The following is a 14,154-nucleotide window of genomic DNA, read 5'->3' on the forward strand; positions in this document are numbered from 1 at the left end:
AGCTCCTACAACAGCGAGTCCGGCTCAGTCGATTTTTTCGAACTTCAGATCCCACACGCCATGGCCCAGGCGCTCGCCACGACGCTCGAACTTGGTGATCGGGCGTTCGGCCGGGCGCGGTACGCACTTGCCGTCTTCGGCCAGGTTGCGGTAACCCGGGGCGACGTTCATCACCTCCAGCATGTATTCGGCATAGGGCTCCCAGTCGGTGGCCATGTGCAGAATGCCGCCCACCTTGAGCTTGCTGCGCACCAGCTCGGCGAAGGAGGCCTGGACGATGCGGCGCTTGTGGTGCCGGCTCTTGTGCCACGGATCGGGGAAGAACAGCATCAGCCGATCCAGGCTGTTGTCGGCGATGCAGCGATTGAGCACTTCAATGGCGTCGCAATCGTAGACCCGCAGGTTGGTCAGACCCTGAGTCAGCACGCCATTGAGCAGCGCGCCGACACCCGGACGGTGAACTTCCACGCCGATGAAGTCCTGCTCCGGAGCCGCCGCGGCCATTTCCAGCAGCGAGTGGCCCATGCCGAAGCCGATTTCCAAAGAGCGCGGCGCTGAACGGCCGAACACCTGGTCGTAGTCCACCGGGGCGTCAGCCAGGGGCAGCACGTACAGCGGCGCGCCCTGGTCCAGGCCGCGCTGCTGGCCTTCGGTCATGCGCCCGGCGCGCATCACGAAACTCTTGATACGGCGGTGTTGGCGCTCGTCGCCGGCTTCCGGCTGGATTGGCGTGTCGTTTGATTCAGTCATCAATGGCTCTTACTTGATCAGACCATCCAGCGGCGAGGAGGCGCTGGCATAGAGTTTCTTCGGCATGCGACCGGCGAGGTACGCCAGGCGGCCCGCGACAATTGCGTGTTTCATGGCTTCGGCCATAAGCACCGGTTGCTGCGCATGGGCGATGGCCGAGTTCATCAGCACCGCCTCACAGCCCAGCTCCATGGCGATGGTGGCGTCGGAGGCGGTGCCGACACCGGCATCCACCAGCACCGGAACCTTGGCTTCTTCGAGGATGATCTGCAGGTTGTACGGGTTGCAGATCCCCAGCCCGGTGCCGATCAGGCCCGCCAGGGGCATGACCGCGATGCAGCCCATTTCCGCCAGTTGGCGAGCGATGATCGGGTCATCGCTGGTGTAGACCATCACGTCGAAACCTTCCTTGACCAGCACTTCGGCGGCCTTGAGGGTTTCCAGCACGTTGGGGAACAGGGTCTTCTGATCGGCCAGGACTTCCAGCTTGACCAGGTTGTGGCCATCCAACAGCTCACGGGCCAGGCGGCAGGTGCGTACCGCTTCCACTGCGTCATAGCAGCCGGCGGTGTTGGGCAGGATGGTGTAGCGATCCGGTGGCAGGATATCCAGCAGGTTCGGTTCGCCCGGGTTCTGGCCGATATTGGTCCGGCGCACGGCGACGGTGACGATCTCGGCACCCGAGGCCTCGATGGCCAGGCGGGTTTCTTCCATGTCGCGGTACTTGCCGGTGCCTACCAGCAAACGCGACTGGTACGTCCGACCGGCCAGGACGAAAGGCTTGTCACTACGAACGTTGCTCATCGGAAATCCTCTGTTGGGGTGAGGTTCTTGCAGAATTCTTCATCAGGCCCGGGGCCCTGGAGCCCTCATTCCGGGGCCGGTGAACGCGTCTTCCATGGGAGAGGCCCGGAGTCGGGCCAGGGCGCTGCGCAGAATACGTAGCAGCGCGATTGACGCCAGTGGCTAGCCGCCGCCGATGGCGTGGACCACTTCCACCTGGTCGCCCTCGTTGAGGGCGGTCTCGGCGTGCTGGCTGCGCGGAACGATATCCAGATTGAGTTCCACCGCGATCCGGCGTCCGGTCAGGTCCAGACGGGTCAGCAGGGCCGCAACGGTCGAGCCGTCGGGCAGTTCAAAGGATTCACCGTTCAACTGAATGCGCATGCTCAAGGCCGCCATCATTTTTAGGGGCCAGCATTCTAGCCCGATCGTGACCTAAAGGTCAGCTACAAGCGTCAGCCAGCACCTTGCAGGCGCCAGGCGGCAAGGCCCAGCAGGAACCAGCCAACCAGGAAGGCCAGGCCACCGAAAGGAGTGATGATGCCCAGCTTGCTGATGCCGCTCAGGGTCAACAGGTACAGGCTGCCGGAGAACAACAGGATGCCCAGGGTGAACGCGATGCCGGCCCAGGTCACCAGCCGCCCTGGAATATGCGCCGCCAGCAAGGCGACGCCGAACAGCGCCAGGGTATGCACCAGCTGGTAAGTGACCCCTGTATGAAAAATAGCCAGGTACTCGGTGCTCAGGCGGTTTTTCAGACCGTGAGCGGCAAAGGCACCCAGGGCGACCCCGGTGAAACCGAAGAAAGCGGCCAGCATCAGGAAGCCACGCAACATGAGGAACTCCAGTCAGATTCAGCGCAAAGGGTCTGTATAATGGCGCGCTCAACGGGTTCGGCCAAGCCATCTCTATGCTGCGTTATCTGTTTCGTCGCCTTGTAAAAGCCTTGATGTGGTTCGTCGTCGGCAGCGTGCTGCTGGTGCTGCTGTTCCGTTTCGTGCCGCCGCCGGGCACCGCCCTGATGGTGGAGCGCAAGGTCGAATCCTGGATCGACAACGACCCCATCGACCTGCAACGCACCTGGAAGCCTTGGGATGAAATCTCCGACAACCTCAAGGTGGCGGTGATCGCCGGCGAGGATCAGAAATTCCCCGAGCACTGGGGCTTCGATATCGATGCAATCCAGGCAGCGTTGATCCACAACGAACGGGGCGGTTCGATCCGTGGCGCCAGCACCCTGAGTCAGCAAGTGTCGAAAAACCTGTTCCTCTGGTCCGGCCGCAGCTACTTGCGCAAGGGGCTGGAAGCCTGGTTCACCGCGCTGATCGAGGTGTTCTGGCCCAAGCAGCGGATTCTTGAGGTCTACCTCAACAGTGTCGAATGGGATGAAGGGGTGTTCGGGGCAGAAGCCGCGGCGCGCCATCACTTCGGCGTCAGCGCGGCCAACCTGTCGCGCCAGCAAGCCAGCCTGCTGGCCGCTGTCCTGCCCAATCCAAGGGTGTGGAGCGCAGCGCGGCCCAGCACTTACGTGATGCAGCGGGCGGGCTGGGTTCGGCGGCAGATGAGCCAGTTGGGTGGGGCCGATTACCTGAATCGGTTGAATGAAGCCCGTAAAGCACCGTGGGCGGGTTAGGTAAACCAGGCCTATTCGCCGACAAGCCACTCCTACAAAAGACGCGCAAACAAAAACGCCCCGATCATCTCGGGGCGTTTTGCATGACGCTTCAGGCTTAAGCGGCGATGGACAGCTTCAACTTGTTCATCGCACTCTTTTCCAGCTGGCGGATACGCTCGGCCGAAACGTTGTACTTCTGCGCCAGGTCGTGCAGCGTGGCTTTCTCTTCGGCCAGCCAGCGCTGGTAGAGGATGTCACGGCTGCGCTCGTCCAGCACTTCCAGGGCTTCGTGCAGGTTGTGGGTGGAGTTGTCGCTCCAATCAGCATCTTCCAGTTGCAGCGCCGGGTCGTAGCGATGGTCTTCCAGGTAGTTGGCCGGCGATTGGAAGGCGCTGTCATCATCCGCTTCAGCAGCCGGATCAAAGGCCATGTCCTGGCCGGTCAGACGGCTTTCCATCTCGCGCACTTCACGGGGCTCGACGCCCAGGCTTTCCGCCACGCGATGCACTTCTTCATTGTTCAGCCAGGCCAGACGCTTCTTCTGGCTGCGCAGGTTGAAGAACAGCTTGCGCTGAGCCTTGGTGGTCGCGACTTTCACAATCCGCCAGTTACGCAGGATGAACTCGTGAATTTCCGCCTTGATCCAGTGCACCGCAAAGGACACCAGGCGCACACCCATTTCCGGGTTGAAGCGCTTCACGGCTTTCATCAGGCCAACGTTGCCTTCCTGGATCAGGTCAGCCTGGGCCAACCCATAGCCGGAATAGCTACGGGCGATATGTACGACAAAACGCAGGTGGGCGAGCACCATCTGCCGAGCCGCCTCAAGATCCTGCTCATAGTAGAGACTCTCGGCCAGTTCACGCTCCTGCTCGGGCGTCAGCAATGGAATGCTGTTCACCGTATGCACATAGGCCTCCAGGTTTGCGCCTGGAACCAATGCGTAAGCAGGTTGCAAAGAAGTGGTCATACGAAAAAACCTCCGACTCACATAACTCGTGCAGTTCAGCACTGCGAAAATTGACCGGAAACCGCGAAACAAGTTCCCAAATATTCTGAAAGGTCAATACAAGCAAAATGACATTACTTCGGTGCCAGCTCCCTCAGGTGGCGGGCCACCGCAATCCACGCACCGATATAACCCAACAGCACCGCACCAAGCAAGAGCGATAGACCATCAGCAACCGGCACCCCCGCCAGGGCAAAATCACTGCCGTACAAGCCGGCCAAACCGATCACCGCGTCGTTCAGCCAGTTCAGGCCAAACGCCAGTACGCCCCAGGACAGAATCCCCGCACCGAAGCCATACAACGCGCCCATATAAAGGAAGGGACGGCGCACATAGCTGTCTGTGCCGCCGACGAGTTTAATCACTTCTATCTCTGTGCGGCGGTTTTCAATATGAAGACGAATGGTATTGCCTATCACCAAAAGTAATGCAGAAACCAGCAACACCGTCAGGCCGAAGACAAAACGGTCCCCCAGCTTGAGGATGGCCGCCAGCCGCTCGACCCATACCAGGTCCAACTGCGCCAGTTGCACCTTGGGCATTTCCGACAACCGCTGACGCAAGGCCTCCAGGGTCGCCTTGTCCACTTCGCTCGGCGTGACCAGCACTACGCCCGGCAGCGGATTGTGGGGCAGCTCGCGCAAAGCCTCACCCAGGCCGGACTGCTGCTGGAATTCTTCCAGCGCCTTTTCCTTACTGATGAACTCGGCATCCGCCACACCGGGCAGGCCCTTGATCTCTTCGCCAAGCTTCTCACCTTCGCTGGCTGAAGCCCCCAGATCCAGGTACAGCGAAATCTGCGCTGCCCGCTGCCAGGAACCGCCCAGGCGCTCGACGTTGCTGAGCAGCAACGACAGGCCCATGGGCAAGCTCAGGGCCACAGCCATCACCAGGCAGGTAAAGAAACTGCCGATGGGCTGCTTGCCCAGGCGCCGCAGGCTGTCCAGCAAGCTGGCGCGATGGCTTTCGATCCAGGCATGCAACAGGGTGGCGAAATCCGGACCGTCGTCCTCGTCGCGCTTTTTCTTCGGTGGCGGTGCTTCGGAGGCCTTGGGCGCTACGCGCTCCGCCACTTTAGGGGTACGTGTGGCACTCATACGCCGGCCTCCCCGTCGCCAATCAATCGGCCGCGCTGCAGGGTCAGCATGCGGTGACGCATGCGCGCGATCAGCGCCAGGTCGTGACTGGCGATCAGTACGCTGGTGCCCAGGCGGTTGATGTCTTCGAACACGCCCATGATTTCCGCCGCAAGACGCGGGTCGAGGTTACCCGTGGGTTCGTCCGCCAGCAGTAGAGCCGGGCGGTGGACGATGGCTCGAGCAATACCTACGCGCTGTTGCTGACCGGTGGACAGATCACCTGGGTAAAGATCGGTTTTGTCCGACAAGGCCACGCGCTCCAGGGCCGAATCCACGCGCTTGGCGATTTCCGCCTTGGACAGACCGAGGATCTGCAACGGCAGAGCGACGTTGTTGAACACCGTGCGATCGAACAGTAACTGGTGATTCTGGAACACCACGCCGATCTGCCGCCGCAAGAACGGGATCTGCGCGTTGCTGATCTGACCCAGATCCTGCCCGGCCAGCAGCAGCTTGCCCGAGGTCGGACGCTCCATGGCCAGCAGCAGGCGCAGCAAGGTGCTTTTGCCGGCGCCGGAATGGCCGGTGACAAACAGGAATTCGCCACGACGGACGCGAAAGCTCAGCTCATGCAGGCCAACGTGGCCATTGGGATAGCGCTTACCGACCTGTTCGAAACGAATCATGAACGCTCCCGCTCGGCAAACAGTGCCTGGACAAAGGGTTCTGCTTCAAAAGTACGCAAGTCATCGATGCCTTCACCGACCCCGATATAACGGATCGGCAGACCGAACTGCTTGGCCAGGGCGAAGATCACCCCGCCTTTGGCAGTGCCATCGAGTTTGGTCAGGGCCAGGCCGGTCAATTCCACGGTCTGGTTGAACTGTTTGGCCTGGTTGATGGCGTTCTGGCCGGTACCGGCGTCCAGCACCAGCAGCACCTCGTGCGGCGCATCGGCGTCGAGCTTGCCGATCACCCGGCGAACCTTCTTCAGCTCTTCCATCAGGTTGTCTTTGGTGTGCAGGCGCCCCGCCGTGTCGGCGATCAGCACATCGATACCACGGGCCTTGGCCGCCTGCACGGCGTCGAAGATCACCGAAGCGGAATCGGCGCCAGTGTGCTGGGCGATGACCGGGATCTTGTTGCGCTCGCCCCAGACTTGCAGTTGCTCCACCGCCGCGGCGCGGAAGGTATCGCCGGCCGCCAGCATGACTTTCTTGCCTTCCAGCTGCAGTTTCTTTGCCAGCTTGCCGATGGTGGTGGTCTTGCCGGCGCCGTTGACGCCCACCACCAGGATCACGAAGGGTTTGTTCTGGGCGACGATTTTCAGCGGCTGCTCCACCGGCTTGAGCATGCTGGTGAGTTCGGCCTGCAACGAGGCGTACAGCGCATCGGAGTCGGTGAGCTGCTTGCGCGCCACCTTCTGGGTCAGGTTCTGGATGATCACCGAAGTCGCTTCGACCCCGACGTCGGCGGTCAGCAGACGGGTTTCCAGGTCTTCCAGCAACTCGTCATCGATGGCCTTCTTGCCCAGGAACAGGCTGGCCATGCCTTCGCCAATGCTGGCGCTGGTCTTGGACAGGCCCTGCTTCAAGCGGGCGAAGAAACCGACCTTGTTCTCTTCAACAGGACGGACCGGCTCGACCACGGGCTCGGGCTCCGCCACCTGGGCAACCGGCTCGGCAACAGGAGCAGGAGCAGGAGCAGGAGCAACAGGCTCCGGCGCGACGAATACCGGCGCTGCCGGCGCTACCGGCGTTTGCACTTCGAGCACCGGGGCCGGGGTGACAACCGGCGCTTCGACCACCGGTTCAGATGCTGGGGCCAGGGCTGGAATCGGCGGAGTGACGTGCTCCGCCTGAGCGTCCTCCACCAGGGCCACCGGCTCTTCCGCTACCGGTAGAGTCAGCCAGGGCTTGTGCTCCGGGCTCGGAGTCAGGGGCAGCTCGGGCGCAACGGCCGCTACCGGCTCGGCCTCGACCCGGGGTTGCAGCACCGGCTCGCCGGTCGACAGCACCACCGGCTCGGTCGGGGCTACGCTGGGAGCGGTTTCAATGACCGGAGCCGGCACCGGCTCGACAGGCACTTGCGGCTGTTCGACGACGGGTTCCTGCGGCTTTTTGCGCAGCCATCCGAACAGGCCTTTCTTCTCGCCAGCCGCGGCTGGGGTCTTTTTGTCGTCGTTGGAACCAAACATGGAGACGGCTATCTCAAGGTAGCGATGCGCCAGTGGGCGCTTCGGTAAATAAATATTCGATGCAGAACAGACTGTGTTTCATCCAGCTTGTTCACGCGCAACATGTTGTCGAAATGCCCAAAAGCACTTCAAGGATCGATTTTACTTAAGGACTGGAACGGCAAAATCGGCGAAAAGTCGAAGTTTAGCTGACAAATCAAGGCTTTTTGCCGGTAACTCATACAACCTGCTCAAGCACACTCTGATTCGTGCAAGCCTGATAGGCGTGGCCGCCAGTAAAACGGATCAGTATCCTAGCACCTCCTCGCCCGCACAGGCTAAGACCAAGCGGGCAGCCCAACAGGTTTAAAAACGAATGAATGCTCTAGCCCGCCGCGCTGCAGGCCTGCTGCTCAGCACAGTTTGTCTGCCCCTTGCAGCCCTGGCTGCCGACCCGCAACCCACCCACGAATTCACCCTCGACAACGGCCTCAAAGTGGTGGTCCGCGAAGACCATCGCGCACCGGTAGTGGTGTCGCAGGTCTGGTACAAGGTCGGCTCCAGCTACGAAACCCCGGGCCAGACCGGTTTGTCCCACGCCCTGGAACACATGATGTTCAAGGGCAGCGAGAAGGTCGGCCCGGGTGAAGCGTCCCTGATCCTGCGGGATCTTGGCGCCGAAGAGAACGCCTTCACCAGCGACGACTTCACCGCTTATTACCAGGTCCTGGCCCGCGACCGCCTGGGCGTGGCCCTGGAGCTGGAAGCCGATCGCATGGCCAGCCTGCGCCTGCCGGCCGACGAGTTCGCCCGCGAGATCGAAGTGATCAAGGAAGAACGCCGCCTGCGCACCGACGACAAGCCGCTGTCCAAGGCCTATGAGCGCTTCAAGGCCATGGCCTACCCCGCCAGCGGCTACCACACCCCGACCATCGGCTGGATGGCCGACCTGAACCGGATGAAGGTCGAGGAGCTGCGCCACTGGTACCAATCCTGGTACGCGCCGAACAACGCCACCCTGGTGGTGGTGGGCGATGTCACCCCGGATGAGGTCAAGACCCTGGCCCAGCGCTATTTCGGCGCCATCCCCAAGCGCGACGTGCCACCGGCGAAGATCCCCCTGGAGCTGGCCGAACCCGGCGAGCGCCTGATCACCCTGCATGTGAAGACCCAACTGCCGAGCCTGATGCTGGCCTTCAACGTGCCAAGCATCGCCACAGCTGAAGACAAGCGTTCGGTCAACGCCCTGCGCCTGGCCGCGGCCCTGCTGGACGGCGGCTATAGCGCGCGCATTCCGACCCAGCTGGAGCGCGGCGAAGAGTTGCTGTCCAACGGTTCCACCAGCTATGACGCCTACACCCGAGGCGACAGTCTGTTCATCCTCTCGGCCACCCCCAACAGCCAGAAGAAGAAAACCATCGCCCAGGCCGAAGCCGGGCTGTGGCGCCTGCTGGACCAACTGAAAACCACCCCGCCGTCGGCCGCAGAGCTGGAGCGGGTCCGGGCACAAGTGATTGCCGGGCTGGTCTACGAGCGTGACTCAATCACCAGCCAGGCCAGTGCCATCGGCCAGCTGGAAACCGTCGGCCTGTCCTGGAAGCTGATGGACACCGAGCTGGCGGAACTGCAAAGCGTGACCCCGGAAGACATCCAGAAAGCCGCCCGCACCTATTTCACCCGGGAGCGTATGAGCGTGGCCCATGTACTGCCTGAGGAGTCCGCTCATGAGTAAGCGCAAGAATGCTTCACCGGTCCTGCTGGGCCTGGCCCTGGTCGCCCTGCTCACCGCCGGTGGCCTGTACCTGTCGCGCTCCGGCGAGAGTAATGCCAGCCAGGCCCTGGACAACGCCAAGAGCAGCCAGAAGCTGCAATCTCTGGCCGAGCTGGATGGCAAGGCCCCCAGCCACCGCAACCTCAATGTGCAGACCTGGAGCACCGCCGAGGGCGCCAAGGTACTGTTCGTCGAAGCCCGCGAGCTGCCGATGTTCGACATGCGCCTGATCTTCGCCGCCGGCAGCAGCCAGGACGGCAACACTTCCGGCCTGGCCCTGCTGACCAACGCCATGCTCAACGAAGGCGTGCCCGGCAAGGACGTGGGCGCCATCGCCCAGGGCTTTGAAAGCCTGGGCGCGGATATCGGCAACGGTGCCTACAAGGACATGGCCGTGGTCTCGCTGCGCAGCCTCAGCGCTGTGGATAAACGCGAACCGGCGCTTGAGCTGTTCGCCGAAGTGGTGGGCAAGCCGACCTTCCCTGCCGACTCCCTGGCGCGGATCAAGAACCAGTTGCTCGCCGGCTTCGAGTACCAGAAGCAGAACCCCGGCAAGCTCGCCAGCCTGGAGCTGATGCAGCGCCTGTACGGCAGCCATCCCTATGCGCATGCCAGCGAGGGCAACGCCAAGAGTGTTCCGGGCATCAGCCTGGCGCAACTGCAGGCCTTCCACGCCAAGGCCTATACCGCCGGCAACGTGGTGATCGCGCTGGTCGGCGATCTGTCGCGCAGCGACGCTGAGGCAATCGCCGCGCAAGTCTCCGCCGCCCTGCCCAAAGGCCCGGCCCTGGCGAAGGTCGAGCAACCCACTGAACCCAAGGCCAGCATCGGCCACATCGAATTCCCATCGAGCCAGACCAACCTGCTGCTGGCGCAACTGGGGATCGACCGTGACGATCCGGACTACGCCGCCGTGTCCCTGGGCAACCAGATCCTGGGCGGTGGCGGCTTCGGCACCCGGCTGATGAGTGAAGTGCGCGAGAAACGCGGCCTGACCTACGGCGTGTACTCGGGCTTCACCCCGATGCAGGCCCGCGGCCCGTTCATGATCAACCTGCAGACCCGCGCAGAAATGAGCGAAGGCACCCTGAAACTGGTGCAGGACGTGTTCGCCGATTACCTGAAAAACGGCCCGACCCAGAAGGAACTGGATGACGCCAAGCGTGAACTGGCCGGCAGCTTCCCGCTGTCCACCGCCAGCAACGCCGATATCGTCGGCCAGCTGGGCGCCATGGGCTTCTACAACCTGCCGTTGAGCTACCTGGAGGACTTCATGCGTCAATCCCAGGCACTGACGGTGGAACAGGTCAAGGCCGCCATGAACAAACACCTCGGCGTCGACAAGATGGTCATCGTCAGCGCCGGCCCCACCGTCGCGCAGAAGCCGTTGCCGCCCCCCACTGACAAACCCGCCGAGCAGCCGCTCGGGGTTCCGGAGCACTGATGGCCCGTCCAGCCCGTCCCAGCAAGAAGCCCGTCCACAACCAGCACAATGGCGTGGGCCAGCTGCGCATCATCGGCGGCGAGTGGCGCAGCCGTAAGCTGAGCTTCCCCGATCTGCCGGGGCTGCGCCCGACCCCGGACCGGGTGCGCGAAACCCTGTTCAACTGGCTGGCCCCCTATGTGGCCGGGGCCAAGGTCATCGACCTGTTCGCCGGCAGCGGGGCGGTGTTCCTTGAAGCCCTGTCCCGCGGCGCCGCCTCGGGGCTGGCCCTGGACAGCAGCAGCGTAGCGGTCTCCAGCCTGCGCGAGCACCTGGGAACGCTGCGTTGCACCGTGGGCCAGGCGCAGACCGCTGACGCCCTGCGCTACCTGGAAACCCAGCCGGCCACGCCGTTCGACCTGGCGTTTCTGGACCCGCCGTTCAACCAGAACCTGTTGCCCGCCGCCTGCGCCCTGCTGGAGGAACGCGGCTGGTTGGCGGACGACGCCTGGATCTACACCGAAAGCGAAACCGCGCCATCGACCCTGGGCCTGCCCGGCAGCTGGCGCCTGCACCGTGAGCAAAAATCCGGGCAGGTGTATTACTCCTTGTGGCAACGTATGGCAGACAGCGCCGCGTAGAACCTGTTTACGCTCGGCCGGAACAAGCTGCGCAGCCCACCCGGGCTGCGCAGCGCCGCATCGAGACTCCCCCCGTGCCCAACTCGCCTGATCGTTTCATCCCCGCCTTCGGCCTTGGCAACCCGCACCTGCAGACGCTGTGGGGTCCGCTGTGGCGCCCGACCACCCACCTTGAGCGCCAGCGCGAACGTCTGTGGCTGGATGACGGCGACTTTCTCGATCTTGACTGGCACGGCCCCCATAGCGCCGAGGCCCCGCTGGTGCTGGTGCTGCATGGGCTGACCGGTTCTTCCAACTCACCTTATGTGGCCGGCCTGCAACAGGCCCTCGCCGCCCGAGGCTGGGCCAGCGCAGCGCTGAACTGGCGCGGCTGCTCCGGCGAACCCAACCTGCTACCCCGCAGCTACCACTCCGGCGCCAGCGAAGACCTGGCTTCAGCCATTGCCCATCTGCGGGCCAAGCGCCCCCAGGCACCGCTGTACGCGGTGGGCTACTCCCTGGGGGGCAATGTGCTGCTCAAGTACCTGGGGGAAAGCGGCAGCGCCAGCCCGCTGCAAGGGGCCACGGCGGTGTCGGTGCCGTTTCGCCTGGACCAATGCGCCGACCGCATTGGCCAGGGGTTCTCCAAGGTCTATCAGGCCCACTTCATGCGCGAGATGCTGGCCTACATCAAGGACAAGCAACGCCAGTTCCAGCACGACGGCCGCCATGAAGGCCTGGCGACCCTGGCGCAACTGGGCCCGCTGACCAAGATGCGCACCTTCTGGGACTTCGATGGCCGGGTCACCGCGCCGCTGCATGGCTTTGCCGATGCCCAGGACTACTACCGCCGCGCTTCCAGCCGCTATTACCTTGGGGAAATCCGCACCCCGACCCTGATCATCCAGGCCGCGGACGATCCCTTTGTGTTCCCCCACAGCCTGCCCGAGGCCGGCGAACTGTCCGCCAGTACCCAGTTCGAACTGCAGGCCAAGGGCGGCCACGTAGGCTTTGTCGGAGGCAGCCTGAAACACCCGAGCTACTACCTGGAACAACGCATCCCGCAATGGCTGACCGGCCTGGACCGCCATGGATAAGCCCGCCCGGGAGTCGATCCGCTTCTGGCAGACCGCGCCCCTGGCCGGGGTCGAGTTGCTGGCCGCGCGTTACATCGAACAGCGCTTCGTGCCCCACGTGCACGAGGGTTATGTGATCGGCATGATCATGGCTGGCGCTCAGCGCTACCGCTACCGCGGGGCCGAACACCTGGCGGGCAGCGGCACCCTGGTGCTGATCAACCCGGACGAACTGCACACCGGGGCCAAGGGTGTTGAAGACGGCTGGCTGTATCGGGCCTTTTACCCGGACAACCGGCAGATTCTCGGCTTGCTGGATGAACTGGAACTGCCCAGCGGCCGCCTGCCGGCCTTTGGCGCCACCCTGTATCGGGACCCGGATCTGGTGCAGGGTTTTGCCCGCCTGCACCACCTGCTGGAAAGCCCGGCCACCGCCCTGCAACAACAGACCCAGTGGCGGGAAATGCTACTGATGCTGTTGCAGCGCCACGCCGGAGTCCGGGCACTGGGTGAACCTGGGCAGGAACACCGGGCGATTGTCCAAGCCAAGGAACTGCTGCGCTCGCAACTGGCCGCGCCGCCGTCATTGGAAGAGTTGGCGGCGGCGGTAAACCTGTCGCCGTTCCATTTCGCCCGGGTGTTTCGCCGGACCACCGGGATTGCGCCCCATACCTGGTTGATGCAACAGCGCATCGCCAAAGCCCGGGCCTTGTTGCGCGATGGCTGCCTGCCGCTGGCAGTGGCGACACAGTTGGGATTTGCCGACCAAAGCCATCTGAGCCGGCAGTTCAAGCAGGTGTATGGGGTGACGCCGGCGGCTTATCGCAGCGCCGTTCTGCAGTAGGGCGGCGCGGCTTTCGCGAGCAGGTTCGCGCCTGCTGCCGCCAACGCGTCCCTGTCGACGCTTTCGCGAGCAAGCTCGCTCCTACAGGTTCGCGGGGGCCTGCGGGCCGTAGGAGCTGGCTTGCCAGCGAAGAGGCCGACGGGGGCAGCCCGTCAATCGCCGGTGGCGACAGGCCGCTGGGCATCGGTGATCCATTCGCTCCACGAACCGGCATACAGGCGCCCCAGCGGGTAGCCGGCCAGGCACAAGGCGAACAGGTTGTGGCAAGCGGTGACGCCAGAGCCGCAGTAAGCCACCAACTGCTCCGGGGAGCGTCCTGCGAGCTTTTGCGCGAATCGCTGCTTGAGTCGGTCGGCCGCAAGGAAGCGCCCGTCCTCGCCCAGGTTGTCGGTGAATGCCGCGCATTGGGCACCGGGAATATGCCCGGCCACCGGATCGATGGGCTCCACCTCGCCACGAAAACGCGGCAGGCCACGGGCATCCAGCAGGGTCAGGTCCGCCTGACCCAGGCGCTGGCGCAGGTGCTCGGCATCCAGCAGCAGACTGTGGTCGGGCTGGCCGGCGAACCGGCCCGGCACGGTTTGCGGTGCATCCAGGCTCAGGGGCAGGCCCGCGGCGTGCCAGGCTTTGAGGCCGCCATCGAGAATGAACACGCCATCACGCTTGCCCAACCAGGCCAGCAACCACCAGGCGCGGGCAGCGTAGGCACCGGGGCCGTCGTCATAGAGCACGATCTCGCTGTCGTTATCGATGCCCCAGGCCTGCAGGCGGGCCACCAGTTGCGCCGGCTCCGGCAACGGATGCCGGCCGGTCACGCCCTTGATCACCGGCGCGCTCAGATCCCGGTTCAGATCGGCGAAATGCGCCCCGGCGATATGCCCGTCGGCGTAACTGCGCTGGCCGTAATCCGGGTCTTCCAGAGCAAAGCGACAATCCAGAATCACCAGGCCGGGCTGTTGTTTTTTCTGGTCCAGGGCAAGCGGGCTGATCAACTGCGCGAGGGGCATA

At 63.6% G+C, this 14,154-nt stretch carries 15 protein-coding genes; 6 read left to right on the forward strand and 9 right to left on the reverse strand.

Annotated features, from left to right (window positions below; genetic code table 11):
* Nucleotides 1-24 precede the first annotated feature (24 nt).
* The 4 genes from trmB to KHO49_RS14760 form a co-directional block, all read right to left on the reverse strand.
* Complete coding sequence (trmB, locus tag KHO49_RS14745) at nt 25-750, reverse strand: tRNA (guanosine(46)-N7)-methyltransferase TrmB (RefSeq protein WP_016967620.1); 726 nt, start codon at nt 748-750, stop codon at nt 25-27.
* 9 nt (nt 751-759) lie between these two features.
* Nucleotides 760-1,554 carry a thiazole synthase gene (locus KHO49_RS14750; protein ID WP_007921204.1) on the reverse strand — a complete coding sequence of 265 codons (795 nt, stop codon included), beginning with the start codon at nt 1,552-1,554 and terminating at the stop codon, nt 760-762.
* A 162-nt stretch (nt 1,555-1,716) separates the two neighbouring features.
* A complete protein-coding gene (gene thiS / locus KHO49_RS14755; protein ID WP_162884096.1) occupies nt 1,717-1,917 on the reverse strand; it encodes a sulfur carrier protein ThiS in 201 nt (66 codons plus the stop codon).
* Nucleotides 1,918-1,988: 71 nt separating this feature from the next.
* Nucleotides 1,989-2,369 carry a DUF423 domain-containing protein gene (locus KHO49_RS14760; protein ID WP_102862088.1) on the reverse strand — a complete coding sequence of 127 codons (381 nt, stop codon included), beginning with the start codon at nt 2,367-2,369 and terminating at the stop codon, nt 1,989-1,991.
* Between the two features lie 74 nt (nt 2,370-2,443).
* Here KHO49_RS14760 and mtgA point away from each other — a divergent pair, with 74 nt between their 5' ends.
* Nucleotides 2,444-3,166 carry a monofunctional biosynthetic peptidoglycan transglycosylase gene (gene mtgA / locus KHO49_RS14765; protein ID WP_102862089.1) on the forward strand — a complete coding sequence of 241 codons (723 nt, stop codon included), beginning with the start codon at nt 2,444-2,446 and terminating at the stop codon, nt 3,164-3,166.
* A gap of 97 nt (nt 3,167-3,263) precedes the next feature.
* On the opposite strand, the gene rpoH is transcribed toward mtgA, so the two are convergent.
* From rpoH to ftsY, 4 genes are all read right to left on the reverse strand, one after another.
* Nucleotides 3,264-4,118 (reverse strand): RNA polymerase sigma factor RpoH, encoded by an 855-nt coding sequence (gene rpoH, locus KHO49_RS14770; protein WP_016967616.1) that lies wholly within the window; start codon nt 4,116-4,118, stop codon nt 3,264-3,266.
* A 113-nt stretch (nt 4,119-4,231) separates the two neighbouring features.
* The gene (gene ftsX / locus KHO49_RS14775; protein WP_102862090.1) at nt 4,232-5,254 is read right to left on the reverse strand and encodes a permease-like cell division protein FtsX; all 1,023 of its coding nucleotides are present in this window, start codon (nt 5,252-5,254) and stop codon (nt 4,232-4,234) included.
* The gene (gene ftsE / locus KHO49_RS14780) at nt 5,251-5,922 is read right to left on the reverse strand and encodes a cell division ATP-binding protein FtsE (RefSeq protein WP_016967614.1); all 672 of its coding nucleotides are present in this window, start codon (nt 5,920-5,922) and stop codon (nt 5,251-5,253) included. Before ftsE ends, ftsX begins: the two co-directional genes overlap by 4 nt.
* The gene (ftsY, locus tag KHO49_RS14785; protein ID WP_102881175.1) at nt 5,919-7,433 is read right to left on the reverse strand and encodes a signal recognition particle-docking protein FtsY; all 1,515 of its coding nucleotides are present in this window, start codon (nt 7,431-7,433) and stop codon (nt 5,919-5,921) included. The genes ftsE and ftsY overlap by 4 nt, the downstream gene beginning before the upstream one ends.
* 355 nt (nt 7,434-7,788) lie before the next feature.
* Here ftsY and KHO49_RS14790 point away from each other — a divergent pair, with 355 nt between their 5' ends.
* The 5 genes from KHO49_RS14790 to KHO49_RS14810 all read left to right on the forward strand — a co-directional run bounded on the left by KHO49_RS14790 (nt 7,789) and on the right by KHO49_RS14810 (nt 13,146).
* Nucleotides 7,789-9,144, forward strand: a complete 1,356-nt coding sequence (locus tag KHO49_RS14790; RefSeq protein ID WP_102881176.1) for a M16 family metallopeptidase — start codon at nt 7,789-7,791, stop codon at nt 9,142-9,144.
* The gene (locus KHO49_RS14795) at nt 9,137-10,627 is read left to right on the forward strand and encodes a M16 family metallopeptidase (RefSeq protein ID WP_123389949.1); all 1,491 of its coding nucleotides are present in this window, start codon (nt 9,137-9,139) and stop codon (nt 10,625-10,627) included. The genes KHO49_RS14790 and KHO49_RS14795 overlap by 8 nt, the downstream gene beginning before the upstream one ends.
* The gene (gene rsmD, locus KHO49_RS14800) at nt 10,627-11,247 is read left to right on the forward strand and encodes a 16S rRNA (guanine(966)-N(2))-methyltransferase RsmD (protein WP_123389951.1); all 621 of its coding nucleotides are present in this window, start codon (nt 10,627-10,629) and stop codon (nt 11,245-11,247) included. The genes KHO49_RS14795 and rsmD overlap by 1 nt, the downstream gene beginning before the upstream one ends.
* Before the next feature lie 74 nt (nt 11,248-11,321).
* Nucleotides 11,322-12,323, forward strand: a complete 1,002-nt coding sequence (locus KHO49_RS14805; RefSeq protein ID WP_102862095.1) for a hydrolase — start codon at nt 11,322-11,324, stop codon at nt 12,321-12,323.
* The gene (locus KHO49_RS14810) at nt 12,316-13,146 is read left to right on the forward strand and encodes an AraC family transcriptional regulator (RefSeq protein ID WP_213665208.1); all 831 of its coding nucleotides are present in this window, start codon (nt 12,316-12,318) and stop codon (nt 13,144-13,146) included. The genes KHO49_RS14805 and KHO49_RS14810 overlap by 8 nt, the downstream gene beginning before the upstream one ends.
* A gap of 152 nt (nt 13,147-13,298) precedes the next feature.
* Here KHO49_RS14810 and KHO49_RS14815 read toward each other — a convergent pair whose 3' ends face one another.
* Entirely contained in the window at nt 13,299-14,153 is an 855-nt protein-coding gene (locus KHO49_RS14815; protein ID WP_102862097.1) for a sulfurtransferase, read from the reverse strand.
* Nucleotide 14,154: the final 1 nt, after the last annotated feature.

The organism is Pseudomonas sp. RC4D1 (assembly GCF_018390395.1).
In the GTDB taxonomy this organism is placed as follows: Bacteria; Pseudomonadota; Gammaproteobacteria; order Pseudomonadales; family Pseudomonadaceae; genus Aquipseudomonas; species Aquipseudomonas danubii.

Coding starts and splice junctions, on each gene's coding strand:
- trmB (WP_016967620.1), bottom strand. CDS start 750: ATGACTGAATCAAACGACACGCCAATCCAGCCGGAAGCCGGCGACGAG.
- KHO49_RS14750 (WP_007921204.1), bottom strand. CDS start 1,554: ATGAGCAACGTTCGTAGTGACAAGCCTTTCGTCCTGGCCGGTCGGACG.
- thiS (WP_162884096.1), bottom strand. CDS start 1,917: ATGCGCATTCAGTTGAACGGTGAATCCTTTGAACTGCCCGACGGCTCG.
- KHO49_RS14760 (WP_102862088.1), bottom strand. CDS start 2,369: ATGTTGCGTGGCTTCCTGATGCTGGCCGCTTTCTTCGGTTTCACCGGG.
- mtgA (WP_102862089.1), top strand. CDS start 2,444: ATGCTGCGTTATCTGTTTCGTCGCCTTGTAAAAGCCTTGATGTGGTTC.
- rpoH (WP_016967616.1), bottom strand. CDS start 4,118: ATGACCACTTCTTTGCAACCTGCTTACGCATTGGTTCCAGGCGCAAAC.
- ftsX (WP_102862090.1), bottom strand. CDS start 5,254: ATGAGTGCCACACGTACCCCTAAAGTGGCGGAGCGCGTAGCGCCCAAG.
- ftsE (WP_016967614.1), bottom strand. CDS start 5,922: ATGATTCGTTTCGAACAGGTCGGTAAGCGCTATCCCAATGGCCACGTT.
- ftsY (WP_102881175.1), bottom strand. CDS start 7,433: ATGTTTGGTTCCAACGACGACAAAAAGACCCCAGCCGCGGCTGGCGAG.
- KHO49_RS14790 (WP_102881176.1), top strand. CDS start 7,789: ATGAATGCTCTAGCCCGCCGCGCTGCAGGCCTGCTGCTCAGCACAGTT.
- KHO49_RS14795 (WP_123389949.1), top strand. CDS start 9,137: ATGAGTAAGCGCAAGAATGCTTCACCGGTCCTGCTGGGCCTGGCCCTG.
- rsmD (WP_123389951.1), top strand. CDS start 10,627: ATGGCCCGTCCAGCCCGTCCCAGCAAGAAGCCCGTCCACAACCAGCAC.
- KHO49_RS14810 (WP_213665208.1), top strand. CDS start 12,316: ATGGATAAGCCCGCCCGGGAGTCGATCCGCTTCTGGCAGACCGCGCCC.
- KHO49_RS14815 (WP_102862097.1), bottom strand. CDS start 14,153: ATGCCCCTCGCGCAGTTGATCAGCCCGCTTGCCCTGGACCAGAAAAAA.